This window comes from Micromonospora sp. H61, from assembly GCF_018070325.1.
In the GTDB taxonomy this organism is placed as follows: domain Bacteria; phylum Actinomycetota; class Actinomycetes; order Mycobacteriales; family Micromonosporaceae; genus Micromonospora; species Micromonospora salmantinae.
Genome location: NZ_JAGPXY010000001.1, coordinates 148,245 through 175,242 on the forward strand (window position 1 = coordinate 148,245; position 26,998 = coordinate 175,242).

Annotated in this window: 28 protein-coding genes; 4 read left to right on the top strand and 24 right to left on the bottom strand. The window is 69.8% G+C overall.

From position 1 onward, the window contains the following. Positions 1 to 13 precede the first annotated feature (13 nt). The 21 genes from KBX08_RS00590 to rpmB all read right to left on the bottom strand — a co-directional run bounded on the left by KBX08_RS00590 (position 14) and on the right by rpmB (position 19,895). Complete coding sequence (locus KBX08_RS00590) at positions 14 to 322, bottom strand: helix-turn-helix transcriptional regulator (RefSeq protein WP_210780528.1); 309 nt, start codon at positions 320 to 322, stop codon at positions 14 to 16. Further along, entirely contained in the window at positions 319 to 1,158 is an 840-nt protein-coding gene (locus tag KBX08_RS00595) for a metal ABC transporter permease (RefSeq protein WP_210780529.1), read from the bottom strand. The genes KBX08_RS00590 and KBX08_RS00595 overlap by 4 nt, the downstream gene beginning before the upstream one ends. Continuing rightward, entirely contained in the window at positions 1,142 to 2,029 is an 888-nt protein-coding gene (locus KBX08_RS00600; protein WP_210780530.1) for a metal ABC transporter permease, read from the bottom strand. The genes KBX08_RS00595 and KBX08_RS00600 overlap by 17 nt, the downstream gene beginning before the upstream one ends. After that, positions 2,026 to 2,796 (bottom strand): metal ABC transporter ATP-binding protein, encoded by a 771-nt coding sequence (locus tag KBX08_RS00605; protein ID WP_210780531.1) that lies wholly within the window; start codon positions 2,794 to 2,796, stop codon positions 2,026 to 2,028. Before KBX08_RS00605 ends, KBX08_RS00600 begins: the two co-directional genes overlap by 4 nt. Position 2,797: 1 nt before the next feature. Beyond that, entirely contained in the window at positions 2,798 to 3,787 is a 990-nt protein-coding gene (locus KBX08_RS00610; protein ID WP_210780532.1) for a metal ABC transporter substrate-binding protein, read from the bottom strand. A 122-nt stretch (positions 3,788 to 3,909) separates the two neighbouring features. Then, positions 3,910 to 4,671, bottom strand: coding sequence for a class I SAM-dependent methyltransferase (locus KBX08_RS00615; protein ID WP_210780533.1), 762 nt, complete (start codon positions 4,669 to 4,671; stop codon positions 3,910 to 3,912). A 112-nt stretch (positions 4,672 to 4,783) separates the two neighbouring features. Beyond that, positions 4,784 to 5,977, bottom strand: a complete 1,194-nt coding sequence (locus tag KBX08_RS00620) for an aminotransferase class V-fold PLP-dependent enzyme (RefSeq protein WP_210780534.1) — start codon at positions 5,975 to 5,977, stop codon at positions 4,784 to 4,786. A 1-nt stretch (position 5,978) separates the two neighbouring features. Further along, positions 5,979 to 7,298, bottom strand: coding sequence for a pyridoxal-phosphate dependent enzyme (locus tag KBX08_RS00625; protein WP_210780535.1), 1,320 nt, complete (start codon positions 7,296 to 7,298; stop codon positions 5,979 to 5,981). Further along, positions 7,295 to 8,743, bottom strand: coding sequence for a Y4yA family PLP-dependent enzyme (locus KBX08_RS00630; RefSeq protein WP_247668659.1), 1,449 nt, complete (start codon positions 8,741 to 8,743; stop codon positions 7,295 to 7,297). The genes KBX08_RS00625 and KBX08_RS00630 overlap by 4 nt, the downstream gene beginning before the upstream one ends. Before the next feature lie 465 nt (positions 8,744 to 9,208). Then, positions 9,209 to 9,862 carry a choice-of-anchor M domain-containing protein gene (locus tag KBX08_RS00635; protein ID WP_210780537.1) on the bottom strand — a complete coding sequence of 218 codons (654 nt, stop codon included), beginning with the start codon at positions 9,860 to 9,862 and terminating at the stop codon, positions 9,209 to 9,211. After that, complete coding sequence (locus KBX08_RS00640) at positions 9,859 to 10,515, bottom strand: choice-of-anchor M domain-containing protein (protein WP_210780538.1); 657 nt, start codon at positions 10,513 to 10,515, stop codon at positions 9,859 to 9,861. Before KBX08_RS00640 ends, KBX08_RS00635 begins: the two co-directional genes overlap by 4 nt. Before the next feature lie 63 nt (positions 10,516 to 10,578). Then, complete coding sequence (locus tag KBX08_RS00645; protein WP_210780539.1) at positions 10,579 to 11,496, bottom strand: anchored repeat-type ABC transporter permease subunit; 918 nt, start codon at positions 11,494 to 11,496, stop codon at positions 10,579 to 10,581. Then, entirely contained in the window at positions 11,496 to 12,209 is a 714-nt protein-coding gene (locus tag KBX08_RS00650) for an anchored repeat-type ABC transporter ATP-binding subunit (RefSeq protein ID WP_372494708.1), read from the bottom strand. The genes KBX08_RS00645 and KBX08_RS00650 overlap by 1 nt, the downstream gene beginning before the upstream one ends. 26 nt (positions 12,210 to 12,235) lie before the next feature. After that, entirely contained in the window at positions 12,236 to 13,228 is a 993-nt protein-coding gene (locus tag KBX08_RS00655) for a choice-of-anchor M domain-containing protein (protein ID WP_210780541.1), read from the bottom strand. After that, the gene (locus KBX08_RS00660) at positions 13,228 to 14,811 is read right to left on the bottom strand and encodes an anchored repeat ABC transporter, substrate-binding protein (protein WP_210780542.1); all 1,584 of its coding nucleotides are present in this window, start codon (positions 14,809 to 14,811) and stop codon (positions 13,228 to 13,230) included. The genes KBX08_RS00655 and KBX08_RS00660 overlap by 1 nt, the downstream gene beginning before the upstream one ends. Beyond that, positions 14,808 to 16,406: a TIGR03773 family transporter-associated surface protein gene (locus tag KBX08_RS00665; protein ID WP_247668660.1), complete on the bottom strand. Its 1,599-nt coding sequence runs from the start codon at positions 16,404 to 16,406 to the stop codon at positions 14,808 to 14,810. The genes KBX08_RS00660 and KBX08_RS00665 overlap by 4 nt, the downstream gene beginning before the upstream one ends. Before the next feature lie 30 nt (positions 16,407 to 16,436). Then, a complete protein-coding gene (locus KBX08_RS00670) occupies positions 16,437 to 17,531 on the bottom strand; it encodes a WxL protein peptidoglycan domain-containing protein (RefSeq protein WP_210780543.1) in 1,095 nt (364 codons plus the stop codon). Positions 17,532 to 17,660: 129 nt separating this feature from the next. Further along, entirely contained in the window at positions 17,661 to 19,133 is a 1,473-nt protein-coding gene (locus tag KBX08_RS00675; RefSeq protein WP_210780544.1) for a choice-of-anchor M domain-containing protein, read from the bottom strand. A 53-nt stretch (positions 19,134 to 19,186) separates the two neighbouring features. Continuing rightward, a complete protein-coding gene (rpsN, locus tag KBX08_RS00680; RefSeq protein WP_210780545.1) occupies positions 19,187 to 19,492 on the bottom strand; it encodes a 30S ribosomal protein S14 in 306 nt (101 codons plus the stop codon). Beyond that, the gene (rpmG, locus tag KBX08_RS00685; protein ID WP_013287204.1) at positions 19,492 to 19,659 is read right to left on the bottom strand and encodes a 50S ribosomal protein L33; all 168 of its coding nucleotides are present in this window, start codon (positions 19,657 to 19,659) and stop codon (positions 19,492 to 19,494) included. The genes rpsN and rpmG overlap by 1 nt, the downstream gene beginning before the upstream one ends. Next, positions 19,659 to 19,895 (bottom strand): 50S ribosomal protein L28, encoded by a 237-nt coding sequence (rpmB, locus tag KBX08_RS00690; protein ID WP_210780546.1) that lies wholly within the window; start codon positions 19,893 to 19,895, stop codon positions 19,659 to 19,661. Before rpmB ends, rpmG begins: the two co-directional genes overlap by 1 nt. Positions 19,896 to 20,095: 200 nt before the next feature. Here rpmB and KBX08_RS00695 point away from each other — a divergent pair, with 200 nt between their 5' ends. Both KBX08_RS00695 and KBX08_RS00700 read left to right on the top strand, forming a co-directional pair. Next, positions 20,096 to 21,391, top strand: a complete 1,296-nt coding sequence (locus KBX08_RS00695; RefSeq protein WP_210780547.1) for a GTP-binding protein — start codon at positions 20,096 to 20,098, stop codon at positions 21,389 to 21,391. Next, positions 21,388 to 21,648, top strand: coding sequence for a type B 50S ribosomal protein L31 (locus tag KBX08_RS00700; protein ID WP_210780548.1), 261 nt, complete (start codon positions 21,388 to 21,390; stop codon positions 21,646 to 21,648). The genes KBX08_RS00695 and KBX08_RS00700 overlap by 4 nt, the downstream gene beginning before the upstream one ends. A gap of 69 nt (positions 21,649 to 21,717) precedes the next feature. On the opposite strand, the gene KBX08_RS00705 is transcribed toward KBX08_RS00700, so the two are convergent. Beyond that, positions 21,718 to 22,134 carry a Fur family transcriptional regulator gene (locus KBX08_RS00705; RefSeq protein WP_203118058.1) on the bottom strand — a complete coding sequence of 139 codons (417 nt, stop codon included), beginning with the start codon at positions 22,132 to 22,134 and terminating at the stop codon, positions 21,718 to 21,720. A 719-nt stretch (positions 22,135 to 22,853) separates the two neighbouring features. On the opposite strand from KBX08_RS00705, the gene KBX08_RS00710 reads away from it, so the two are divergent. Together KBX08_RS00710 and KBX08_RS00715 are read left to right on the top strand one after the other, a co-directional pair. After that, the gene (locus KBX08_RS00710; RefSeq protein ID WP_374101923.1) at positions 22,854 to 23,795 is read left to right on the top strand and encodes a permease; all 942 of its coding nucleotides are present in this window, start codon (positions 22,854 to 22,856) and stop codon (positions 23,793 to 23,795) included. After that, positions 23,792 to 24,595 (top strand): TIGR03943 family protein, encoded by an 804-nt coding sequence (locus tag KBX08_RS00715; protein ID WP_210780550.1) that lies wholly within the window; start codon positions 23,792 to 23,794, stop codon positions 24,593 to 24,595. The genes KBX08_RS00710 and KBX08_RS00715 overlap by 4 nt, the downstream gene beginning before the upstream one ends. A gap of 123 nt (positions 24,596 to 24,718) precedes the next feature. On the opposite strand, the gene KBX08_RS00720 is transcribed toward KBX08_RS00715, so the two are convergent. Both KBX08_RS00720 and KBX08_RS00725 read right to left on the bottom strand, forming a co-directional pair. Then, positions 24,719 to 25,396, bottom strand: a complete 678-nt coding sequence (locus KBX08_RS00720) for a hypothetical protein (RefSeq protein ID WP_210780551.1) — start codon at positions 25,394 to 25,396, stop codon at positions 24,719 to 24,721. Positions 25,397 to 25,573: 177 nt separating this feature from the next. Then, complete coding sequence (locus tag KBX08_RS00725) at positions 25,574 to 26,998, bottom strand: PLP-dependent aminotransferase family protein (RefSeq protein ID WP_210780552.1); 1,425 nt, start codon at positions 26,996 to 26,998, stop codon at positions 25,574 to 25,576.

The following is a 26,998-nucleotide window of genomic DNA, read 5'->3' on the forward strand; positions in this document are numbered from 1 at the left end:
GCGCCTGCGATGTTCAGGCCGAGTGCTCGGCGTGGTGCAGCACCTCCGTGATGAGTCGCCTGGTGGCCTCCCCCTGCAGCGTGTAGGTGACCTCTCGCCCGCGACGCTTGCGCCGGATCAACCGGGCCTCCTTGAGATACCGCAGGTGGCGGGCAATGAGCGTCGAGTCCGCGGACATCGCCTCCGCCAGCGAGGCCGGCGTCTGTTCGCCGTCCTGCAGCAGCACGAGAATATGGATCCGGTGCTCGTACGCCATGGCGCGCAGCACGACCACCGCGCGGTCCAGGGCGCGCCTCGTCTCGTCGAGGGGTGCGGTGCTCATGCGGGGAACGCCCGCAGGCGGGCGGTCGCCGTGGGCCGGGATCTGACCAGCCGGGCCAGCACTGTCGACAGGGCCAGGATCGCGGTGGCGGTCAGGGTGATGCTCGCGCCGGCGGCGACGTCCCAGCGGCTCGACGCGTACAGGCCGCCGAGCCCGCTGAGAGCGCCCAACGTGACGGCCAGGGCGGTGATGATGCTCAGCCGGTGCGACCACTGGCGCGCCGCCGCCGCCGGTGCCACTATGAGGGCGAGGGCGAGGATCGTGCCGATCGCCGGGACGATCGTCACGACCGCCACCTGGATGACGAGCAACAGCACGACATCCCAGACACCGGTCGCGAAGCCGGCCGCCTGTGCGCCGGCCCGGTCGAAGCCGGTGTAGCGCAGTGGACGGGCGCAGACCAGCAGGACGGCCGCGACGACGACGAGCGCCACCGCGGTGGTCACGAGATCCTGCGGACTGACCGTGAGGATCGATCCGACGAGGAACGATGTCAGGTCTCGGCTGAAGCCGCTCTGGGTGGCGACGAGCCCGGCGCCGAGCGCGAAGCCACCGGAGAGCATGACGCCGGTCGCCGCAGCCGTGTTCTGGCTTCGGTGGCGGCTGAGCGCGGCGACGCCCAGCGCGACGATCGCCCCCGCGACCACGCCGCCGATGACGATGTTGACGCCGATGATGGAGGCGGCCACCACCCCGGGGAACGTCGCATGGGTCAGTGCCATGGTGAAGAAGGACAGCCGGCGAAGCACGACGTGAACGCCGACGAGTCCGGCGAGCGCGCCGGCGAGCAGCACCTCGGCCGTGGCCCGGTGCAGCGCGTCATCCCACCAGTTCATGCGGGGACCTCCTTGCGTCGGAGACGATCCGCCCGCGGTTGTGCCTCGACCGCAGCGCTCCCAGCGGGAGCAGCAGCAGGTAGGCGAGCACGAGCAGCAGGACGACGGCGGAGGCCGAGGTCAGGGAGATGCCGTAGTCGACTGACGCCGTCCAACTGGCCAACAGACCGCCGTATGCGGCGACGAGGATGAGGACGGTGCCGATCACCGCCATCAGCGACAGGCGTGTGGTGAGCATGCGGGCGGCTGCGGCCGGCACGATGAGCAGCGCCACCACCAGGATGGTGCCGACGGCGCGCACCGCGGCGACGACGACGAGCGCGACGATGATGTTGAGCAACAGATCGAGCCAGGCGACCCGGAAGCCGGCGGCGGCCGCTCCGGCCGGGTCGAAGGTCCGGAAGATCAGGGCGCGGGCACTGAAGAGCAGCAGCCCGAGGATGACGACCGCCAGCACGGCGGTCTCCGCGATCTGGCGCGGCGTCACCGTCAGAATGCGCCCGAAGAGGAACGAGGTCAGATCCGCGGTGTACGAGGAGCGCCGCGACACGAGCACCACGCCGATCGAGAACATCGCGGTGAGCACCACGGCGGTGGACGCGTCGTCGGACAGCGCCCCGCCTCGGCTGAGCAGTGTCAGCACCACAGCGGTCACGACGCCGGCGACCAGCGCCCCGACGACGATGCCCTCGATGCCCCCGGCCAGGAACCCGATGACGACGCCGGGAAACACTGTGTGCGTCAGCGCGTCGGAGACGAACGACAGGCGGCGGGCGAAGACGAAGACACTGACCGGTCCGCAGATGAGGGCGAGCAGCGCGAGCTCGGCCAGGGCGCGCCCCATGAACGGTACGGTGAACGGCTCGATCACGGTTCCACCAGCACTGTCCGGCCGTCTCTCAGCTCGACGGCGTGTCCGCCGTACGCCCGGCGCAGCGTATCGGCCGTCAACGTCTCGTCGGGCGGGCCGACCGCCCACTGTCGCCCGTTGAGCACGCAGACCGCGTCGGCGAGTTCGTGCGCGACCGTCAGGTCGTGGGTGCTCAGCACCAGGGTGGTCCCGACCGCGCTGAGTTCGCGAAGGACGGACACAATGGCTTCCTGACTCACCGCGTCGACGCCGTTGAACGGCTCGTCGAGCAGCAACAGCCGTGGTTCGGCGGCGATGGCGCGGGCGAGCAGGACCCGCTGGCGTTGGCCGCCGGAGAGCACGCCGAAGTGGGTCCTCGCGTGATCGGCGAGGCCGAGGCGGTCGAGCGCCTCGTGCACCGCTCGACGGTCGGCGTTGCGGGTGGGCCGCCACCAGCCGATTCGCCGGTAGCGGCCCATCATGACGACCTGGCCTGCGGTCACCGGGAAGTCGGCGTCGAGGGAGTCGGTCTGCGGGACGTATCCCGTGCGGGCCCGGGCCTGGGCCGGCGTACGCCCGAGCACGGTGGACGTGCCGGCGAGGACCGGCACCAGGCCGAGGATCGACTTGATCAGCGTGGACTTGCCGGCGCCGTTCGGTCCGATCAGGGCCAGGCGCTGCCCGGGGACCAGTTCGAGGTTGACGTCGGTGAGCACGGGCGTGCCGTGGTAGCCGACGCTCACCTCGGTGAAGCGAACGGCGGCGTCGGCCACCGCGACATCGTCCATGTCAGCCGCCCAGAGCCGTGACGATGACCTGGGTGTTGTGCCGCTCCGCGCCGAGGTAGGTGCCCTGGGGGGTGCCTTCGGCGCCGATGCTGTCGCCGTAGAGGGCGTCCTCACCGCCGATGACCTTGACGCCGGCCTGGTTGGCGATCGCCTCGGCGCTCTTGGGCGGCAGCGACGTCTCCGCGAAGATGGCCTTCGTACCCGTCGCCTTGATCTTCGCGACGAGTTCGTTGAGCTGCTTCGCGCTCAGCTCGGCGGAGGTGTCGAGGCTGGGGATGACCGAGCCGATGAACTGCAGCTTGTACCGGTCGACGTAGTAGCCGAAGGCGTCGTGGTTGGTCACGAGCTTGCGCTGATCGGCAGGGATCCTGGCGAAGGCGGCCTCGTTGTCGGCGTCAAGCTTGTCGAGTTCGGCCGTGTAGGTCTTCAGATTGCCCGCGAAGGCGGCCGCGTGCGCGGGGTCGGCCGCGGCGAGGCCCTTCTCGATGTTGGCGACCATCGTCTTGGCGTTCAGCGGGTTGTGCCAGATGTGCGGGTCGTGCTCCTCGCCCTCGTGCGCGTCCTCGCCCTCTTCGTGGCCTTCCTCGCCCTCCTCGTGGCCACCCTCGCGCAGCGTGACGCCCTGGCTGGAGTCGACGACGGTGCCCTTGAAGCCGGCCGACTCGATGGTCTGGTCGAGCCACTCCTCGAGGCCGACACCGTTCTTGACGACGATGGCGGCCTTACCGATCGCCTGGATGTCGGCCGGGGTGGGCTCGTAGTCGTGCGGGTCCACGTTCGGCTTGATGATCTGTGTGACGGTGACGCCGCTGCCGCCGATGGTGCGGACGAAGTCGGCCACCTCGGGGGTGGTGGCGACCACCGCGAGCCCGGTGCCGGACGAGGCGTTGCTGCCGCCCTTGGCGGCATCGTCTCCCGAGCCACAACCACTGAGAAGAACAAGCGCGGCGGCGGTCGCCGCGGCGATGATCGTGCGTTGTCCATGCTTCACGAAAACACTCCATTCCTGAGATGCGGAACGGTAATCGTTTTCGCTAAGTATCGTCTAATAGCGAGATGACCACACGTGCATGTGTTGTCTCCGCAGCGTCCGGGGACCCGGGCGGTCGACCCTCAGGCCATGGCCGCCAGCGCCGCGTGCCTGCCACATCGCCAGAGGATCCCGGCCTCGCCGAATCCGGCCTCGCGGGCGGCGGTGGTGTGCCAGGAACCCGGAGCGGTGAACTCGGCCGGCAGGCGGTTCTCGAAGATCGCCGCCCGCTGCGCCAGCAGCGGGCGCAGCAGGTCCATCTCTGCGATGTCGTTCCACCACCGCGCCCAGGCCAGCTCCGCGACGGCTTCGCCCGGGGCCGGATTCAAGGCGCCCATCAGGGACGGGAGCCCCTCGTCGGGCATGAGGTCCGCGACGATGAGCAGCCCGCCGAGCGCCAGGCAGCGACGGGCGTCGGCGTAGAACGCACGGACCTGCGCCGGTGGCAGGTAGTGCAGGGTCATGACCACCGTGACCAGGTCGTAGCCGCCACCCGCACGGTCCACCCAGCGCGGGGTCGACAGGTCCCCCTCCAGCGTCCGCACCTCACCGGCCAGGGCACCGCGCGCCAGCGCGAGCAGCACGGGATCGATGTCCATCAGGGTGATCGCGGCATCGGTCCACCGCCGGGCCATCCGCTCGGCGAGCAGTCCCGGTCCGCCACCCAGGTCGAGCACCCGCGTGGGCGCCCGGCCACGAACAGCCTCGGCGACACTGCACAGCGTCTCCTCAAGGCTGGCGAGGTGCGGCACGAATCCCCCCATGACCTGCGCCCAGCTCTCACGCCACCGGACGGCTTGCGCGCGGTCCAGCAGGGCGGCGGGCGCGCGGGCGGTCGTTGCCATTGGTGCACTCCGGGACGACGCGCGGACAGGATGACCACACGATAACGGAAGCCATTTCCGACAGCGTAGGTGATCCGACACCGAAGAACCGGCATATCGCGGTGCGTGTCGGTCAATCCAGGTCGAGCTCCGCCAAGACCGACAGAAGCCGGTCCACCTCCTCGGCGGTGTTGTAGACGTGCAGGCTCACCCGTACGGATGCCGTCTTCTCGCCCTGGTCGCCCTGGCAGTGACCGTCCGCGCGGACCAGCAGGCCATGCGCGGCCAGGATGAACCCGAGGTCGTTCGAGCCGATCAGATGGTGGCGAAAGGCCACGATGCCCTGGCGCTGCTGCGTCGGGGTGTCGGCGGCCAGGCTGCTCTGACAGCCCAGCACCTCAACGTTGGGCAGCGTGCGCAGCCCGTCGGTGAGCCGCGCGCCGAGCGCGGTGTTCCACCGGGCGATGCGATCCAGGCCGGCGGCGTCGAGCCAGTCCAATGCGGCGACAAGGCTGATGATGCCACTGGTGTTTGGTGAACCGTTCCAGCCGCCCGGCGCGTACGTCGGACCACGCTGATTGCGCGCCCAGATCGCGCCGCTGCCCGGCAGGGCCATCGCCTTGTGCCCGGAGAACACCACGAAGTCGACATCGGTCGTCGCCGTGGACAGCGGCAGGTGCCCCACGCCCTGCGCGGCGTCGAGGCAGATGGGAATGTCCGGTCCGACGGCCGCGCGCAGCCTGTGCACGTTCATGTCGTTACCGTAGACGTGGTGCACGTGGGTCGCGGCGATCAGGCGCGTACGGACATTGATCATCGCCGCGAGCCGGTCGATGTCGTAGTCGTGGGCGGCGTCGTAGGGCATTGCCCGTACGGCGACGGACAGGCGGCCCTGGTGACGCAGCAGCTCCGCGGTTTCCAGCCAGGGTGCGTTGTTGGCGGCGTGATCGGCGAACGGCACGATGATCTCGTCGCCGTCGCGCAACTGCGGGGCGAGCCAGTCGCGGGCGATGGCGCGCAGACCCTCGGTGGTGCCGCTGACGAAATGCACACCCGAACGCTGCGGCGCCGGATCGTCGAGGAAGCGGCGCAGCCGGTCGCGGGCCTGCTCGATGCGGGTGGTGGTCCGGTTCGCCCACGGATAGGTGCCCCTGGCGGCGTTGGCGTTGCCCGTCGTCAGATAGGTCAGGACGGCGTCGAGGACCGCCTGCGGCTTCTGCGAGGTGGCGGCGCTGTCCAGGTACGCGACGTCGGGGTTGGCGGTGATGAGCGGGAACTGAGCGCGCAACGTCTCCTGCCACGGGCGCAGCTCGGTGAGAACGTCCATGTCAGTCGCGCACGAGTTCGGCGCCGGCGTCCCGCCAGGCAATGATCCCGCCGTCGAGAGAGCGTACGTCCGGATGACCCATCCGGGTCAGCAGAGCGGCGTAGCGGGCGGACTTCTCCCCCACCGGGCAGACCAGCAGCACCGGCTGGCGGCGGCCGAACGGCAGCCCGCCATGCAGCAGCTCGGCGAAGAGCTCGTCGACGATGTTGATCGAGCCGTCGATGTGCAACGCCTGGTACGCGAACGGGCTGCGCAGGTCCACCACCAGCCCTCGGCGCTCGGCGATCCACCGCTCGGCTTCCGCCACATCCACTGTCGCCGCCTGCCGCACGTCCGCGTCGGTCACCGTGCGGACGGAGTTGCGCCGCGGTGGCCGACCGAAAAGCTCGGGGCGCCGCTCCCGCAGGTAGCTCATGTAGCTCTCGACGCGGTCACAGACGATGAAGACCGCCGTGCGGCGTTCGGTGAGCTGCGCGTCGACGCCGCGCAGATGGCGTACGGCGCCCTGGTAGGCGCCGCCGCCGGTAGGCCCGGCGAGCGTGCCACATCGGCGTACGAGTGTCAGCAGGCCGTCGATGGCGTCGTCAGCGGTGATGGTCTCCACAGTGTCGTAGACGTCGGGGTCGAAGAGGCCGACCTCGTGCACCTCGTCGATGGTGCGGATCCCCGGGATGAAGTCGGACTTGTGCGCCACCAGCCCGACGACGCGTACGTCGGGGTTGTGCTGGCGCAGCACAGCCGCCACGCCGGTGGAGGAGCCGGCCGTTCCGACGCAGGCGATGAAGTAGTCCGGGACTCGGCCGTCGAGGTCCTTCAGGATCTCCGGGCCGGTGCCGTTCAGGTGTGCGTCGACGTTGAGCTCGTTGAAGTACTGGTCGGTGTGCAGGTAGCCGCCGCTCGATCCGGCGAGCCGGTGGTACATCCGGGTCAGCGGGTCGTCGGTGTCAGTGGGGTCGAGGCATTCGGCCTGCCCGGGCAGCTCGTCGATCTCCGCGCCGAGCAGCAGCAGCAGGTCCTTGATCTCGGCGACCTTCATGCGGTTGGTGACGCTCTTGAAGGTGAGCCCGTGCATCCCGGCGATGACGGCGAGGGCCTTGGCCGTGTTGCCGCTCGACAGTTCGACAACGGTGTCGCCACTCTCAACGGCCTGGGTGAGGAGAGGTCGGACCATGTTCCACGCGGCGCGGTCCTTCAGCGAGCCGAACGGGTTGAGCAGCTCCATCTTGGCGTACAGGTCGATGTTGTGCAGACCGTGTACGGCGGGGTCGATGCGCACCAGCGGGGTATTGCCGATGGCCTCGGTCATGCTCTCGAACCTCATGGTGCCTCCGCACGATGGTGAACGGGCCAGTACTGCTCGTCGAGGCACCATCGCCACCCGCCGTCGTCGCGGTACAGCGCGACCTTGCGGCCGATCGGCTGACGCAGCGCGTGCGTGGCGCTGAAGTCCATCAGGTAGCCGGCGGTGTTGACGAAGGCCAGCAGGTCGCCGGGGCGGGGCCGGGACGGCAGGAAGACCCTGCGTCGGGTGATGAGATCCGCTTCGAGACAGAGGTTGCCGAACAGGTACACCGCCGCAGGTCCCGGAGCGGCCGGGGTCGTGCGGTGCACGACGACCGGGTCCATCAGGACTCCGTGCTCCTCAAGGCTGACATCGCGTGCGTTGCAGTCCAGGCGCACGATGGTGTCGCCGTTGGCCTCGTCGCGGACTTCGAGAACGCTGGCCAGGACCAGGCCGCACTGGTCGAGCAGGGCCCGACCCGGCTCGACGAGTAGGTCGTACATGTTGTCCAACAGCAGTGTCCCGAGTGGGCGACGTTGCTCGGGCGCGGCTGTTCCGAGCAGCCGATCGAGGTACGCGGGTCCGGAGACGGGCCGGTGAGCGGGATACAGGTTCAGCGAACCGCGGACGTGGCCGCCCTCGGCGCGCAGCCCGTAACCGTGCCCGTTCCAGGTCAGTGGCGCCCGCCTGCCGAGCACCGCCTCGGTGAGGGCGGAGGTGTACTGCTCCCACTGCGCCCCGTCAGCCAGGTAGTTCACGCCGAACCCACCGCCGATGTCCACTGACCAGGGCCGCAGACCTCGTCGGCGACACTCGTCGAGGGCGCCGAGGCAGCCCTCCAACGCGACGGCCTTTTCCGGCAGCCCAATCGTGTCGAGGTGAAACGCCACTCCGACCAGGTCCAGGGCTTCGACGTGTTTCTCGATCACGTCGAGAACCTCGCCCACCGCAGCGGCCGACACCCCGAAGCGGCTACGACGACTGTTGAACTGCACGCCTGTTGAAGTGAAGCCCGACAGTCGCGCCATCACCCGTACACGCGGCAACGACCAATCCCTGACCAGTGTGGCGAGCGCCGCCAACTCGCCGATCGAATCAGCGCTGACGGTGACTCCGGTGCGGGCGCACAGCCAGAGGAACTCCTCGTTCTTCGGCCCCGTCGCCATGATCCGCTGCGGCACGAAGCCGGCACCGACCGCGTGCTGCAGCTCGGCGAGTGACGCCACGTCGATGCCCGCGTCGGTGGCGGCGAGTTCGCGCACCAGGGCACTGGATCGGTTGGCCTTGTGCGCGTAATAGATCTGACCGGAGAGACGGTGGTCGGAAAAGACCGAACGGAATGCGGTGACGTTTTCCGCCAATTGCTGCGGTAGAACCACGCCCAGTGGGGATCCCATCGCGTCGGCCAATTGTGTCAACAGGACGGTTTCGTCGAGTGCCGACCGTAGTGTCGGATCGATTTGCGGAGCCAGGTGAAGGGGCAATGCGACTCCTCAGGTGAGTCGTGGCGCCACGGACGTCGCCACCCCTCGCGCCGAAAAACCCTTTGTGACGACGGCCTGCTTCAACGTAACCGATGTTTTGACGCCCGCCAAGAGGCGGCAGAGGCGCGACTGAACACCTCGCCGCCACATACACGACTGCGCATGTGTGACGATGTTCGTCAATATGGGCGTCGACAATCCAGCAGAATCGACGACCACCGCGTGAGGCCATTGTCTTTCCCCGCCGCACCGGGGCACGCTGAACAATCCTGGCAGGCGCTGCCGGAGCGGAGTTCAGCCTTCGACCTGCGCACGCCAATGGCGAAGGTCGGAGTTGGTGGCACTTGTCGGCGCGCGGCGCCGACCAGAACTATGCGCCGCGCCGATCGGATCCGCCACGGCACACCCGGTCCTACCGGGGCGGATACTGACAAGGAGTTGGCAGATCAACCGCGGTGGGACGGGTCACGAAAGGACCTCGAAGGTGAAGGTCTTGGCGCCTGAGCTGACGGTGGCGCCGCTGGAGGCGAGTTTGCCGGTGACTTCGAAGGTGACGGCGTAGGTGCCGGCGGCGTCGAAGCCCCAGTTGGCGTGGGCATGGGTGTTGTAGGTGACGTTGAGGCTGTCGGGCAGGCCGTTCCCGCTGTCGAACAGCACGGTGGGGGTGCCACCGGAGACGGTGTAGATGCTGAAGCCCGCGGGGCCGGAGACGCTCGTGAGTTTGAAGGTGACCCGGTTGTTCTGGAAGATGCCGCTGGGCACCTCGGTGGTGTTCCACCCGGCCCAGAGCAGCCCGGCGCTGCTGGACTGCGGCAGGACCCACGCTTGGCCTCCGGTGCCGAGGAAGGACCAGGCCGCGCCACCGGGCACTGTGATTTTGCCGGTGTTCGGCACCCGGAAGAGCACGTCGGCGGGGTTGCGTTCGACGCTGGTGGTGCCGGTTCCGTCCAGGACGTTGACGGTGAGCGCACCGGCGGCGTAGTCGACGTCGATCACGTCGACATGACCGCTGGAGAGCACCACCGGCGCCGCGGCAACGGGCGTAGCGGTGCCGACGAGGAGTGCGGTCGTCATGATGAGGCCGGCGAAGAACCGGTTGCGGGTACGCATGGCGTTCATGCCTTGACCGTGAAGCGGAGCGTGGCGGGGGCGGAGGTCACCTGCTGGCCGGTGGCGGCCAGGGTGCCGGTGGCGCGCACTGTCACCCGGTAGGTGCCGGCCTCGTCGAACGCCCAGTTTGCGTGCGTGTGGTCACCGGCGGTGACCGTGATGGCGTCCGGCAGACCGTCGCCGCTGTCGGCCAGGATGGTTGGCTGGCCGACAGCGTTCTCGGTGTAGATCGCGAGCTGGCCGGGACCGGTAACCGACGTCACGGACAGGGTCAGTGCGTCGCCTGCGAAGACTCCGGCGTCGATCTCCTCGGCGGCGATGCCCGGCCAGATCAGGTTGGTGTTCTCGATCTGCGGCAGGACCCAGACCGGGGACACGCCTGGGGTGCCCAGGAAGGAGAAAGCGGGGTCGGCGGGGACGGTGACCTTGGCTTGGCGCTTGACGATCAGCCTGACCTCGTCGGCGCCGTACTCGATGTCGTTGCCCTCGTCATGGACGCCGACCTCCAGCGTGCCGGCCTCGTAGGCCAGGTCGACGAGGTCGAGATGGCCGGTGTTGAACACCACGGCAGACGTGGGGCCGGCCTGGGCGGGCAGGGCCGTGGCGACCAGTGCCACTCCCAGGACACCCGACGCCAGTAGATGACGGATGGTGCTGCGCACGAAGAGACTCCTCTCCCGCGAAGGTCCCGAGTGGACCAGCGCTTAATGGAAACGATAGTCGTTTTACTTTGCTTGCGATAGGGCTGGACGAGGGCTCGGATGCACGTCGCCGCCGAGTTCCTGCCCGCCGGGGCGTCGCCACCGTCGGGTCAGGAGGCCGTGCCGCGGGGCGAACAGCCAGGCGGCCAGGAAGACCGCGGTGGCGACCAGGACGATGGTGCCGCCGACCGGTGTGTCGTAGCTCCAGGACAGGTACAGCCCGACGGTCGCCGCAACGCCGCCGATCAGCGGGGCGAGCAGCATCATCACGCCGAGTCGGTCGGTGAGCAGACGGGCCGCCGCCGCGGGGGTTATCAGCAGGGCCAGGACGAGGATGTTGCCGATGGTCTGCAGGGAGATCACCACGGCCAGAGTGACCAGGACGTAGAGCACGATGTCGAGCCAGAAGACCGACAGCCCCATGGACCGGGACATCTCCCGGTCCAGGCAGACCGCGACGAATTCCTTGTGCAGGGCAAGCACCAGGCCGAGGATGACCAGGCCGGTGCCCCCGACGACGTACAGGTCCCGGTCCGGGATACCGGTGATCGAGCCGAAGAGGAACTGCTGCAGCGACCCGGCGTATCCGGGGGCCTGCGAGATGGTCACGATGCCGAGGGCGAACGCGCCGACCAGGAAGACGCCGATGATCGAGTCCTCCTTGACCCGCCGGTTCTGCGAGAAGATCGCGATCAGCAGGGCGGTGGCGACACCGGCGACGGCGCCACCGAGCACCAGGCTGCCCTGCAGAACGAAGGCGACCGCGATTCCCGGGAAGACCGCGTGCGCCACGGCGTCGCCGATGAACGCCATGCCGCGCAGGACGACGTAGCAGCCGACGACTCCGCAGACGATGCTGGACATGACCGCGATCGCCAGCGCCTTGGGCAGGAACGCGAGGTCGGGGTTGAGCAGGTCGGTGAGGAAATCGGTGATCGACATCAGGTTGCCCTCACGAGCTTCAGTAGCGGGGAGGTTTCACTCACTCCGAAGGTCTTCGTCCACAACTCGGCGTCCTGCAGGTCCGCCGGCTGCCCGTCGGCGATGATCCGGCCGTTGAGCAGGACCAGACGGGTGCAGGAGTCCACTGCCGCGACGAGATCGTGAGTGGTCATCAGAACCGCGCGATCCTCTGCCGCCAGGCTGGTGAACAGGTCACCCAGTAGTTCCTGCGTGGGCATGTCGAGTCCGGTGAACGGCTCGTCCAGCAGCAGGATGCGCGGCGCGAGCGCGAGGGCTCGGGCGACCAGGACGCGTTGACGTTGCCCGCCGGACAACTCACCGACCGGCCGGCGACGCAACCCGGTCAGCTGCACGCGGTCCAGTGCGTCGCCGACTGCCCGCCAGTCAGCGACGCCAGGCCGGCGGAGCAGGCGGATGCGGCCGGTCCGACCGCTCATCACGGCCTGTTCGACCGAGATGGGAAAATCCCAGGTGAACTCGTGGCGCTGGGGAACGTATCCGATTTCGGAACGGCCGGGACGCGACGGCTTACCCTCCACAGTCACGGTGCCGCCGCGGGTGCGGGTCAGTGCCAGGACGGCGCGGAGCAGGGTGGTCTTCCCGGCGCCGTTGGGCCCGAGCAGCCCGACCAACTCGCCCCGGTCCAGGTGCAGCCGGATGTCCCGCAGTACCGGCCGGCCGCCGAGGTCCACGTCCAACCCTTCGATGTCGAGCGCTCTCACCGCTGGCCCTCCGACACCGTGGCGGCACGTTCCTGTTCGGCTCGGCGCTTCGCGCCGCGTCCGCGTAGCAGCAGGAGGACCAGTCCGACGGCGAGCAGGGCGGCCGCGCCCGCCAGCGCGATGAGCAGCAGTGGCGTGGGCCTGCCGGCAGGCTCGTTGTCCGCGGCTCGGTCCTCCCCGGTTGGTGCCTGCCCGGCTGCTGTGGGGAGGTCCGCGGTGGCGGCGAACGCCTCGTCGGCGCTGGTGGTGTCGCCCACGGCGATGCGCAGCGTACGGGTCGCCGAAACCGTCTCACCGTTGACCAGGTCGGCCGACGCCCGCACCGCGACCAGGTAGACGCCGGGCGCGGTGAACACCCAGTTGGCATGGGTGTGGGTGTTGACCTCGGCCCAGAACGGCTGCGCTGTGGAGTCGGCGGAGCGCCACAGCGGTTGGGGTGCGGCGAAGTTGCCCGACTGCAGATACGTCGTCAGATTCCCCGGTCCGCGTACGCCGAGCAGGATCAGGGTGACGCCACGGTCGATGGTCTGCATCACCCTGGGGTCCTGGGTGTTCCAGCCGAGCCAGACGACGTTCTGGTTCTGGGTCTGCGGCACCACGTACACCCGCTTGCCGGCGTCGACGCCAAGGAAGGCGTACGTCGGGTCGTCGGGAACGGTCTGCAGCGCGGCGTCGGAGACCCGGAGCAGGACCTCGTCGGGGTTGCGCCACACCGGTCGCGCCTGCGTGCCGTCGTGGATCAGCAGCGTCCACTGGTTGTCGACGTAGCGGGGGCCGAGGTCGACGTGCCCGGTGGCGAGTTCCGCCCGGCCGGTGGCCAAGGGTTGGTCGGCGGCGATCGACTGGTTGAGGCCCGGTGTCGGCTCCTCGGCGCGGGCCGGGGTCTGCGTCGTGGCCAGCACGATGAGCGTGGCCACCGCGCATCGCAGGATGGCGCTGGTCGTGCGGGGGCGGCTTCGCGCCCGTCCTGCCGTCACTGGCTCCTCCATCACTTGTCCGTGGTCAGGCAGTCGTGCAGCGATTCGGCGTTGAACCGCATCATGTCGAGGTAGGTGGTGACGTCCCGGTCGAAGGTGTCGCCGTAGATCGGGCAGACCCGCAGCCCCTCCTCGCGGGCCACCTCGGTGAGGGTGGTGGATCGGGCCGCCAGGTTGGGCTCCAGGAAGACGGCGGGGATCTTCAGGTTGCGGATCGTCTCGGTGAGCCGGCGGCGGTCGGCGAGGCTCGGCTCGGTGGCGGGGTTCGGGGTGACGAAGCCGGAGATCCGGATCCCGTACGCCTGGCCCAGGTAGCTGAACGCGTCGTGGGTGCTGACCAGGTGGCGTCGTGACGGCGGGATGCGGGCGATGGTGTCGCGGACCTGGGTGTCGAGCGTCTCCAGTTCCCGGATGTAGGCCGAGGCGTTCGTGCGGTAGTCCGTCGCTCCTCGCGGGTCGACGCCGATCAGGGTGTCCCGGATCAGCTCCACATAGGAGATGGCGTTGCGGACGTTCTGCCACAGGTGCGGGTCGATCTCGCCGTGCACGTGCTTGCCGAGCACAGCCTGCGGAAGCTGGTAGACCTGGGTGCCGGGCCGGCCGAGGAACCGGAACCTGCGGTCACCGGGCACCTCCAGCAGTGCCTTGTTCGGCACCTCGATCACGGTCCTGGCCGGGTCGTACACCCGCTGGTTGGCTTCGCCGCTGCCCTCCGGGTCGGCGAACAGGTAGAGCCGCCGCTCGTCGAGGTCGACGGTGACGTCGGCGTGGCCGGAGTTCAGCACCTCCGCGCCCGCCATCCCTGGCACCGAGTGCGGGTCCACCCCGACGGCGAAGGTGAACACCTGCTCGCCCAGGGGCACGGGCGCGGTTTCGGGGGTCACCGCCAGGTGCGCCCGCATGGTCAGCCGGTAGACGCCGGGCTTGGTGAACGCCCAGCTCATGTGGGTGTGGGCGTCGGGTGGCAGCGTGGCGGTGTCGTCCCGGTAGCCGTTGGCGGCGTCGAACCCGTCGCCGGAGTCGACGTAGAACGACGGATTGCCGAACGACTCCGTCAGGTACGCCCGCACCCGGCCCGGCCCGTCCGCGGCGATCGCGGTGAGCAGCACGTCGGAGGCGCGGTTCGCCCCCTGGGCCACACCGGTGCCGCGTACCCGCATGCCCAACCAGATGGTGTCCAGCGACACGTCCTCGACCAGGGGGATGATCTCCGCGGCGTATTTCACCGCGCCCTCGGCCAGCGAGATGTTCGGTACGCCGTCGCGCAGGTTCGCGTCCAGCGCCTTGATGACGGACTGCTCTTCCAGGAGCAGGTAGTTGCTGAACGCCACGTCGGCGTAGACGACATCCCGGACGTCCCGCAGCGACGGCTCGTAGCTGTGCGGGTCGGCGTTGTCGGGCACCAAGGAGGTGACGGTCACCCGCCCCCCGCCGACGTTGCTCACCAGGTCCCGCAGGATGCCGGTGGTCGTGATGACCTGGACCCGGTCGTCGTCGGCGGTCAATGCCACCTCCGACCGGCAGCCGGCGATCAGCCCCACGATCACCAGCGGCAGGATCGCCTGCCGCAGCCGCGCCACGACCAGCGGCCTCATGCGTCTGCCGTCGCGAGGCCGGCGCGGCGGCGACGGGTCAGCAGCACCAGCAGCACCCCGACGGCGACGAAAACGATGCCAACCGCTCCGGCCATCAGCACCCAGCCGGCACCGGTGCGCGGGAGACGACCAGCACCGCCCTGGTTTCCCCCGTCATTGTCGCCGCCATCCCCCGTGCTACCGCCAGAGCCGAAGCCGCTGTTCGGGTCGGTGCTGTCGCCGACGGCGATGGTGAGCGTCTTCGTGTCGGTGACCGCCTTGCCGGCGCTGGTGGTGCCGTTCATCTGCACGGCGAGGCGGTACAGGCCGGGCTTGGTGAACGCCCAGTTGCCGTGCGCGTGGGTGTTCAGCGGAACGCTCAGTTGCTGCGGGAACGCCTTGGCGGAGTCGAACAAGACGTCGGCCTTGCCGAACGAGCCGGTCAGGAAGAGGGCGAACCGACCGGGCCCGTTGACGCCCTTCAGCGTCCACGTGACGTTTCCCTTCACCCCCGAGACGACGGACTCGTGCTGGGTGTTCCAGCCAGGCCAGACGATGCCCGCCTGTTGGGACTGCGGTAGCAACCACACGGCGTCGCCCTGCTTGCCGAGGAAGTCGGCGCCGGCGGGCACCGTGATCTTCGCGTTGTCCTTGACCTGGAGGACCACGTCGGCGGTTTCCCGCCAGACCGGAGGGCTGGTCCGGTCGTCCTTGATCCGGATCGTCCAGTTGTCCCCGGACAGTTGGGGGCCCATGTCGACGTGCCCGTCGGCAATCACCTGACGGGCACCCGTGGCGGTGGTGGCCGCCGCCTTCGGGGCCGCCGGTGCGGCCGCGGCGGGCTTCGGCGTGGAAGCGGGCTTCGACGCAACCGGGGGTGCGGCGAGTGCGCGCGCTGCCGACTGCCCGTCGGGGCGCGTCGCCGACTTGGCCGGAGCAGGTGGCGGTGCCTGCTCGACCGGACTGATCGCGGGGACCCGAACCTGATAGGTCGCTTCGGCGCTGATTTTCTGGCCGGAGCGCAGCGTGGCCGAGCCGGTCAGGGTCAACCGGTAGTCACCGGCTGCGTCGAAGGCCCAGACCACCCCGCCGGTACGCGTCGCCACCGGCAGCCGCACCGTCCGCTTCAACCCCGGGCCGCTGCCGAAGAGCGGGGTCGCCGCGCCGAGGCCGGACAGGGTGTACGCGGTGAACGTTCCCGGACCCTCGACCGTGCGCAGGGTGAGACCCACCGTGTCGTCGGTGACGACGCCGGGGCGTACCCCGGTGGTGTCCAGCGCGGGGAACCCGCTGTCGCCGGCGGACAGTGACCACACGGCGTGCCCCGGCGAACCGAGGAAGGCGAAGCCCTTGCCTGCCGGCACTCGGCCGGCGAGCCCGCCGGCCGGGCCGAGCACCACCTCGGCCGGGTCGTGTCCGGCCACGTCGCGGGACACCTGCTCGGCGTCGCGCAGCCGCAGCGACATCGAGCCACCGTCGAGCGCGACGGAAACCAGGTCCGCGCCGGCGGCGCTGACCGCGGCCGGTTCCGCGGCCGCCGGCGCACCCCCAAGGGCCAACGCCAGTACGGCTGTCGCAAGACCGGCGGCACCGGCACGCATGGTTCTCATCCTCATTGCCTGCTCCCCAGACGGCTTCGTAGTAGTTCATTCATTGACGTCGTGCCCGGCGGGGACCGCGGCCTCGCGGCCGTCCGAGGTCCGTTCGGTCTGCCGGCTGGCCTCGGCGCGACCCTCCTCCCGGGCGACGGCTACCGCCCGGGCGATCTGTCGGGCCCGCCGCCGCCGGGCGGCGACCAACGCCCAGCCGACGAAGGCGAGCAGGACCAGCAGGACCAGTTGGGGCAAGGGCACCGCCCAGACGGAGGCCCGCGCCGTGCCACTCTGCGGCGGCGGATCGAGGACCTGGTCGCCCACGGCGGCAGGCGTGACAGCGGCGCTCGCGCTCAGCCGGAACAGTGGGGGCACGCCCGTCATGCGGACGGTGGTGGTCAGTTCGCCGCCGGGCAGGATCTCCGGCAGGGCCGGCGCGTCGATCGCCTGCCGGCCGAGGCCGAATGGGCTGGCCGCGGCGAGCGTGGGCTGCCCGGTGAGCCGGACGTTGCCGGTGTTGCGGACGGTGAAGGTGGCGGTGAGCCTGCCACCGGCCAGGGGGTTGAGCGAGCCGGTGTGCCGTACCCGAAGGTCCTCGACGGTCAGCGCCGGTTGCAGCTCGCCGCTCACCCGCAGGTAGATCCGCGCGCCGACGCGGTGGTCGACGGCGACCTGGTTGCCCTGCGCGTCCGGCGCCGTGGCGGCGAGCGAGGCGACGATCCCGCCGGCGTGGTCCCCGGGCGTGGCGTTGTTGGGCACTGTAAGCGTGAACGGGATGTCCAGGCGGGACGTGGACGGGATGGTCACGGTGCCACCGGTGAAGCGGACCCAGGCGCCGACATCGGTGGGCTTCTGACCACCGGCCAGCAGGTCGAACCCGCCCTGCGCGGTGGTGAACGCGTCGCTGGCGTAGAGGTTCAGGGTGAGCGGGCGCGCCGAGTGGTTGGTGACCGCGACGTAGTCGGTCACCGTGGCGCCGGGATCGAGCTTGTAGGTGAACGCCGGCCGACCGTTCGGGCCCTTCGCACTCGACGGCGCCACCCCCCACGTCGCGGCAGACGTCGGCGGTGCCGGGGGCGCCGGCGTGGGCGGTGCCGGAGCCGCGCCGAGCAGGGCGATGCCGGTGGCGATGGCGGCGAACAGGCGCATGGTGGGGATGGGTTCCGTTCCTGGGTACGAGGGATGAAGCGGGGTGGGCGGGTCGCGGCAACGGCCCACCCACCCCGCGACCGCCCGGTGGCACGGTTCAGCGCCGGGCCACCGGACGGGTTCGGGCGATCAGATCGCGGTGAGGGTGAGGGTCGCGGAGTACGTCCCCGCGGCCGTCTCGGTGGGCAGGCTCAGCCGCAGACCCGCGCCCAGTTGCGCGGTGCCCCGCCCAGCACCGCCCGGCGCCGCTCCCAGCACCGCGCTGTTACCGAGACCGCCGCCGGACCCGACGACGTACGGCGTGACCTCCGGACCAGCGACGACACCCTGCCCGGAGCCCTGAGCGACAACCCGAGGGTTCCAGCCGAGGTAGCCGGAGCTGAACGTCGCACCGTCCGGCCCGGCGAAGTCCGCCGGGATCTGCCCGGACGCACTCCACCCCGGTCGGCCGGCGCGGGTGTCGGTCACCGTGACCGGGCGGAGCTCACCGTTGCTCTCCCACCGGTCACCACCGGCGGTGAGCTGCGCGGGCGGCAGCACCACGGCACGGTCGTCCGGGTTGACGCTGATCACCAGAGAACCCTGCGTCTCGTCGATCGACGCGGTGATCGTCTGCGAGGTGCCCGGCTCCTCCGGCGGGAACGCCACCCAGAGGGCGACCGGTTCGCTGGTCGCCACCACCTCGTGGGCGTCGCCGTACAACTTGACCACGTACTCGCAGGCGTTCAGCTCCCGGGTGGCCGTGAACGAGTACCTCGCTCCCGCCTCCCCCGCGATGATGGCCCAGTCGTCCGTGCCGGGGCACCTGCTGAACCAGTGGTAGTGGTCCAGCTCGCTCTGCGGCGTCTGCACCGCGTTGAGCGTCACCGTGTCGTTGGGCTGGTACTCGTCGGCCATACCGCTGACCGACAGACCGACCTCCGGCCCACCGCCGGACAGCTCGCCGACGACGAACGAGTAGTCGACCGGCCCGGTGCTGACCGTCGTGCCGTTGGTCAACGTCGCGTCGGCCTGGAACGTCAGGGTGTAGCTACCCAGCGCGCTGAACGCCCAGTTCGAGTGCGCGTGGGTGTGCACCGGCACGTCGATCGCGTCGGGCAGGCCGTCGTCGGCGCGGAACTTGATGATCGGACCGCCGAACGAGTCCTGCGTGAACAGCGTGACCGCGCCCGGCCCCTGCACATCGACCAGGCTGAGCCGCACCGTGTTCCCCTCGAACACCCCCGAACTGAGCGTCGTGGTGTTCCAACCCGGCCAGAGCAGATCCGGATCCTGGGTCAGCGGGAGCAACCAGACCTGGCTGCCCGCCGGCCCGAGGAAGGCGAACCGCGGATCGTCCGGAACGGCCATCGCCGCCTCCGGCAGAACCTGGAACGTCACGTCCGCCGGATCCCGCGTCACCGAAGGGCTGACCGTGTCGTCGTGCACCTTCAACGACAGCGCGCCATCCTCGTAGTGCACGTCGACAGCATCGGTGTGCCCCTTGGACAACACCACCTTCTCGGCCGCCGACGCAGCGGTCGGCGCCAGCACCGTGCCGGCGACCACCACCGCCCCGGCAACCAGGGCCGCGAAACCGCGAGCCCTCAGAATCGCATTCATACCTCCCCTTTCAGCACCGCGCCTACCTGCGCGCGGTGGTACATGTGCTGACATCACCAGGACGCCTTGCGCACCCCGGGCATCTCGCCACGCAGAGCCAGCTCGCGGAACCTCACCCGGGACAACCCGAACCGGGTGAGCACCCCGCGCGGACGGCCGTCGATCTGGTCGCGCGAGCGCAGCCGCACCGGGCTGGAATCCCGCGGCAGCCGGCTCAGCCGGCGCACCGCGTCGGCGCGTACCTCCGGGTCGGTGTCCGGATGGGCGACCAGCCGCTTCAGCTCCGCCCGCCCCTCGGCGTGCCGGGCCACCAGCTCCTCGCGACGCGCCTGCCGATTGACCAGGCTCTTCTTGGCCATCAGCGGGCCTCGCGGAACTCGACGTGCCGGCGGACGACCGGGTCGTACTTGCGCAGGACCAGCCGGTCCGGGTCGTTGCGACGGTTCTTGCGGGTGACGTACGTGTAGCCGGTGCCAGCGGTGCTGCGCAGCCGCACGATCGGTCGCACATCGGTCTGGCGGGCCATCAGAGCTTCACCCCCTGGGCGCGCAGCTCGGCGACGACCTTCTCGATGCCCTTGCGGTCCACGGTCTTCAGCGCCTTCGTCGTCAGGGTGAGGCTGACCCATCGCCGTTGCGACGGCAGCCAGTAGCGGTGGTTCTGCAGGTTCGGGTTCCACCGGCGGCGGGTGCGCCGATGGGAGTGGGACACGGCGTTGCCGAAGCTCGGCTTCGCGCCGGTGACGTCACAACGTCGGGACACAGTGCACGCTCCCTTGCTCAGGACAAACGATAACGACAACGGTTTTCAGTTCTACATCACCCGTTCGGTCAGACCCACCCCGGGTCGCTGCCGACGGCCTCGGCCAGGACCCGCCGCGCCCGTCGGGACCACCGTTCGCCTCGCCAACCTCCGTGTGCTTAGAATGACAATCGTTTTCAGTTAGCCTCGAGAGGAGTGCGATGTCGTCGTCACCACAGGCCCCGACCCACGTCGTCAGAACGGACGCGGACACCCGCCCGTCGTTGACGGTGCTGTCCGGGTTCTGGCCAGCGGCGACCTTCGCCGTCGCCCGGGCGTTGCTCGCCGCCGACGAGTCACTGCTGCTGGTGCGGCACGACCTCACCGGGATCCGCGACGGCGTCGTGCGTCGGGTGGTTCGCTCCGGCGCAGGCATCATCGAGGATGAGCAGGTCAACCTGAGGCACGGCTGCGCCTCATGCACACTGCGCGAGGACGTGCTGCCCACCCTCGTCCGACTCGCCCGCAGCCATCCAGGCCGCGACCTGGTGCTGATGCTGCCCGAAGTGGTCGAACCGGAGGCGGTCGCCGCCGCCTGCGCCCACTGCCTCGTCGACGGCGCACCGATCACCGCGCTCATCCGCGTCGACTCCTACGTCACCGTCCTCGACGCCGAACACCTCCTCGACGGCCTCGCCAGCACCGACGACCTCACCGCACTCGGCATCCAGGCCGCGGACAACGACGACCGCGCCCTCGCCGACGTCGTGGTCCGCCAGATCGAGTACGCCGACACCCTGCTGCTCTGGGGCCAGTCCCGAGAAGGTGCCTTCGACACCAGCCGCTTGTCAGTCCTGCTGCAGCGCATGGCGCCCTGGGCGGTGCACATCCGCGTCGACGGTGACCTCGTCGACGCCAGCACGCTGACCCGCCAACTACGCCACACCCACCGGCACCGACCGGAGACCCCCGGGCTGCTCGCCCGCGGCCTACAGGGCTACACGCTGGGCACACACGAGCCGGAATCCGACTGCGGTGTGGTCTCCACCGTCTTCCGCGCCCGCCGCCCGTTCCACCCGCAACGCCTGCACGACGTCCTCGAAGACGTCAACGCCGAGATGGTCCGCTCCCGAGGTCACCTCTGGCTGGCCACCCAACCCGACACCGTGGTGGCCTGGGAATTCGCCGGCGGCGGTCTGTCCATGGGCTCGCTCGGACACTGGCTGGTCAGCCTGCCCGAGGACCGCTGGGAGCACGTCGAAGACCAACGCCGCCTCGCCGCCGCCCTGGAATGGGACCCCTACTACGGCGACCGCCACCAACACCTGGTCTTCATCGGCCTCGACGTCGACCCCGTCGAGCTGCACCGCACCCTCGCCCACTGCCTGCTCACCGACGCCGAACTCGCCGACGGCGAAGAAGCCTGGCGCAGCTACCACGACCCGTTCGCCGGCTGCTTCCCCCTCCACACCGAGGAACTGGCCGACACCGACACCGAAGGAGCGCGACCCGCATGAAGCCCGGAATCCACCCCGACTACCGACCCGTCATCTACCGCGACAGAAGCGCCGACTTCGCCTTCCTCACCCGCTCCACCGCCACCAGCGACCAGAGCATCGAATGGACCGACGGCAACACCTACCCCGTCATCGACGTCCAGATCTCGTCTGCCAGCCACCCCTTCTGGACCGGCAAGCAACGCCTGCTTGACACCGCAGGCCGCGTCGAGAAGTTCCGTCAGAAGTACGCCCGTCGCGGGCCGCAGGGCACGTGACCATCGGAGTGCCGGTCGACTGGACCGACCGGCACTCGCCCTGGCCTAGAGAAACGATCCGTTGATCGCTCAGCGCACGCACTCGGCACAGGTGCCGAAGATCTCCAAGGTGTGACCGACGTCGACGAACCCGTGTTGCGCGGCAACCTGGTCGGCCCACCGTTCCACGGCCGGCCCGGCCACCTCGACCGTGCGCCCGCAGTCGCGGCAAACCAGGTGGTGATGGTGTTTGCTCTGGCTGCAACGGCGAAAGAGTTGTTCGCCGCCTGGCAGCCGAGTCGAGTCGATCTCGCCGGCATCTACCAGCAGCTGCAACGTCCGATAGACGGTGGTAAGGCCGACCCCTGCCTTGCGCGCCAGCAGCATCTGATGCAGTTGCTGCGCCGAGTGGAAGCCCTCCACCTCGCGCAACAGTGCCAGCACCTCTGCCCGCTGTCGGGTGTTCCGGGTTACATTCGGCATCGCCTGGTTCACCGTGGCCGCCATCCTCCCGTGATTTCGGCCGCCGTCGGCCTGCCGCTTCCGACACGTCGCCTCGCTGCCGGTCGGACCATTATGCGTCGCCGGGCGCCACCGCCGCCGTGCCTGCTCCTGACCTGCCGATTCGCCCGCCGCGAGGCAGTACGGATCAGCCCGTTGCGGGGAGCGCCAGCTCCAAGTGCGCGATAATGAAAACCGAATTTGGTACCGGTCGGCAGACACGACAGGCAGTCGCCACGACCGACAGTGGGCGGCTAACGACGCCTCGATCGCGCGGACAGCGACGACGGCCGAATTGGTCAGGGAAGCGGGCGCGGCCACGGCGGCCGATCTCGTCCCCACCAGCAGGGGCACGCCGACGATGTCACGGACAGATCACAACGTCGTGGCACCTATCGACAACGACTACCAACACCACGAAGGATTTGGTCACGGGTGCCCTGCCATCCCCTGATCCTCGCCACCACGAATGCCCGCCTCCCGTGTCTGGGGATCGACGGCGAGATCCCGGCAGGTGGCACTGGCGCCCGTCACATCCACATGCCCAGAGCAGAGAAGGGGACGGCGTGGCCGCATCCGAGCCCACCACCTCGTCGAGCGCCAGCACAGCCGCCGATGACCCGGCAACCCTCGACGCGCCCGGCGACGCACACGCCACAGCGCCAACCCTCGACGCCGCTCAGCACGACCGCGCTCAGCCGTCTCGGTTTCCCTTCGCCGGCCGGATCGGTTCGGTTGAGATCCTCGCCGCCGTGCTGGTGCTGCTCATCTTCCTGCGCGATCCCCTGGCGAGACTGCTGTCCGCGCCATCGCTGGCGACCTGGACGACGGTATTCGTCTCGGTGATGGTGCAGGCCGTACCATTTCTCGTCTTCGGAGTGCTCCTCTCCGCGGCGATCGCGGTCTTCGTACCCCGCTCGTTCTGGGCCCGGGCTCTGCCCAAGCACCCCGCCCTCGCGGTCCCGGTCGCCAGCGCCGCCGGTGTGATCCTCCCCGGCTGCGAGTGCGGGGCCGTGCCGATCGCGGGCTCCCTGATCCGCCGCGGCGTCACACCGGCGGCGGCGCTGGCTTTCCTGCTCGCCGCGCCGGCGATCAACCCGATCGTCCTCGTCGCGACGGCCGTGGCCTTTCCCAACAACCCTGAGATGGTCCTCGCCCGCGCGGTCGCCAGCCTCATCGTCGCCATGGTCATGGGTTGGCTCTGGCTGCGCCTGGGCCGCGCCGACTGGATCCGCCTCCCCCGCCGACCCGACCTTGACGGGCTCCGACGCGGGGAAGCGTTCTGGTCCGCCGTACGCCACGATGTGGCTCACGCTGGCGGGTTCCTCGTCATCGGCGCGATGGCCGCAGCCACCATCAACGTGGTCGTCCCGGAGCAGTGGTTGCAGACCCTTGCCGACCAGCCGGTGCTGTCCGTGCTCGCCCTGGCCGGGCTCGCCGTCCTGCTGTCGATCTGCTCCGAGGCGGACGCCTTCGTCGCCGCCTCACTGTCGCAGTTCTCCCTCACCGCCCGACTGGCCTTTCTGGTGGTCGGTCCGATGGTCGACCTGAAACTCATCTCCATGCAGGCCGGTATCTTCGGCCGGCGCTTCGCCGCCCGATTCGCGCCGGCCACCTTCACGGTCGCCGTCGCGGTCGCCGTCATCACCGGGATGGTGCTGCTGTGAACCAGATGGCCCAGGCCTGCGTCATGATCTTCTTCGGAGCCGCGGTGCTGCGTGCCAGCGTCACGGACCTCTACCTGCGCTACGTCAAGGAGGGGCTGCGACCGTTCCTCATCGCCGCCAGCCTGTTGCTGATCGCCGTCGCGGTGATGACCCTCTGGTACGAACTACGCCCCTACGCCGATGCGCCCGAGGACCGGAACGACGCTGAGGACCCTTCGAGCGGGAATCGGCGGCAAAGCGACGAGCAGAGCACGAGCGGATCAACGGCGGAAGATCTTCACGACGAACACGCCCACCACGAGCCACGAGTCGCCTGGCTGCTCCTCCTTCCCGCTCTTGGACTGTTACTTCTGGCTCCGCCCGCCCTCGGCTCGTACGCCGCCGGCCAGGCGGGCACCGCGCTCACCGCTGAACAGGACTACGGCTACGACTACCCTCCCCTGCCTGCCGGCGATCCGGCGACGACCAGTGTCTTCGACTACGCCGCCCGCGCCCTGTTCGACAAGGGCCAGTCGATCGGTAACCGGCGGGTCCAACTGACCGGCTTCATCACCCCGGGACCCGACGGACAACCGATTCTGGCCCGCATGATCCTGTCCTGCTGCGCCGCCGACGGCCGACCCGTCAAGCTCGGGTTGGCCGGTGACGTGCCCACCGGTCTGGCCAACGACACCTGGATCCAGGTCACCGGCCGCTACACCGACCGCGTCACCCGCGACCCCATCAATGACGAAGAGATCCCCTATATCGACGTCGAATCCTGGCGACAGGTGACCGCCCCCAAGGACCCGTACGAGTAGTCCTCCGCATCGCCGGGCACGGCCCCAGGCGAGTGGGCCGCCGAAGCGGCGCGGAGACCAGGGCTCCGGCGAGTAGAACGGACGAGCACGCGCAAGCCGGTCTCGTTTCCTACCGGCGATCGGTCACCCGCCAGAGCCCTCGGCCGCGCCGTCGGGAGTGAAGGCGCCTCCGCCGGGACCGGTGTCCAGGTAGACATGCTGATGGCCTTGGCCGGCATCAATGTTGACCTGATCGAGCTGGGTGGCCGCGATGGACCAGGCGGCCGCCGCTTGGACTGCCTGCCGCTTCGCCAGTTCGGTCAGAGCCGCCCGTTGAGTGGCCGGCCCGGTGACCGCGAGGAGATACGACTCGACAGCCAGGGAAGCCTGCTCCACTGCGCTACTCAGCCCCCCACGCGCCACGTTGGTCGCGGTAGTGCCCGACGGAGGATTCGCGAAGGGCTCCGCCGCCCGCAGCATGGTCTGTCGCCACTGGCGCGCCTGCTCAGGGCCTGGCTGCTGACCGGTTGGTGTCTCCGCGCGCAGAGCGCTGAGAATGGGAGAGATCTCCGCACGGAGGCTGCGGGCCGTTGCCGTCAGCTCGACGATTTGCTGACTATCGCGCTGCGCCTCGGCCTCGCGTAGGTCAGCGACAGCCGCGTCGACGCCGTCCGGTTGATTGGCCGTGTAACCGGCGGCACCTCCCACGAGAGCAGCCGCGAGCCCGATCGTCGCTGCGACGACGGCAATACGCGCCATACGACGGCGGCGCGTGTCAGGCGCGGACAGCTGATAGGAGGGCTTACCGGTACGGGGCGACACCACATCTCCAAGCCTCGATGAAAGCCTGGGCGAAGCCTAACCTTCCGCTCCGATGCCAGTCGATAGTCCGCATCGGTCGCGCAACCATTGCGCGGTAACGCAGGGCGGCCGGAAGCGACGTCGCGGATGAAGACGGTCGCACCCCAGGCGCTCCTGGCCGCCGACCGGCCGCCGCCGTCAGCGGCAGATCTGCGCACGGACCTCTGCGACAGCGTCGGCGAGGGCTGCCACCCCGTCGGTGATGGAGCGTTCGGTGAGGGTCGCGTAGCCGAAGATCAGCCCGCCGGGTCCGGCGGGGCTCAGCCGGTACCGGGAGACGCCCTGCACGACCAGTCCGCGCCGGGCGGCGGCAGCCACGACCAATGCCTCGTCGAGGTCGCGCGGTAGCCAGGCGACGACGTGTTGTCCCGCCGCGACACCGACCGGTTCCAGCTCGGGCAGGCGTGCGCGCAGCGCGGTCAGGAGTACGTCGCGGCGGCGGCGGTAGACCGGGCGCATGCGCCGTAGGTGCCTGTCGAATTCGCCGCGGGTGAGAAAGTCGGCGAAGGTCAGCTGATCGATGACGGGAGAGCCGCGGTCGGCCCGTACCTTGGCCGCCGTGATGTCGTCGACCAGGTGTGACGGCGCGAGCAGCCACCCGAGACGCAGCCCTGGCGCCAGGGTCTTGCTCGCTGTGCCGCAGTAGACGACGGAGTCGGGTGCCAGCCCTTGCATGGCGCCGACGGGCGAGCGGTCGTAGCGGTACTCCGCGTCGTAGTCGTCCTCGATCACCACGGCGCCGCGGCGCTGCGCCCAGCCGATGACCCGGGCCCGTGCGGTGGCCGACAGGACGCCGCCGGTGGGCCACTGGTGCGAGGGCGTCAGCACGACGGCGTCCGCGTCGGCCCGTTCGAGCTTCTCGACGAGGATGCCGTCTGGGCCGACCGGGACGCCGATCACGTCCAGGCCGAGGGCGGCCGCGGCGAGGCGGGCGTCGTCGTCCGCGGACGGGTCCTCGACGGCCACCCTGCGCGCGCCGCGCGCCGCGAGCACCTGGAGTATCAGCGCGACGCCTTGGCCGTAGCCACTGCAGATCACGACGTTCTCCGGGCGGGCCGATGTGCCGCGGACCCGGTTGAGGTAGTCGATCAGGGCTGCGTGCAGTTCGGGTACGCCACGCCCGTCGAGGTAGGCGAAGCGTTCGTTCGGCGTGCTGGTGAGGACCGTTCGCACCGAACGCAGCCAGGCGGCCCGGGGAAATGACGACACGTCGGTCCGGCCGTACCCGAAGTCGATCCGGGCCGCCGGCCGCTCCCCGCCGCGCCGATCCGCCGACGGCGGAACCGGCTCCACCGCGACCTGGGTGTAGCCGCCCGCCCGACTGGTGAGGTAGCCCTCGGCGACGAGTTGCTGGTAGGCCTCGACGACGACGCCACGTGAGACGCCCAGATCGGCTGCGATGGTGCGGGTGGGCGGCAGGGACGTCCCGAGGCGCAACCGGGCGGCCCGGATGCTGTCCCGGATCGAGGCGGCGATCTGCCGGTGCAGCGGTTCGGCCGCGGACCGGTCGACATGGATGAGCAGGTCCTCCGCCGTGCTCGAATTGGTCCTGATTCGACCCAT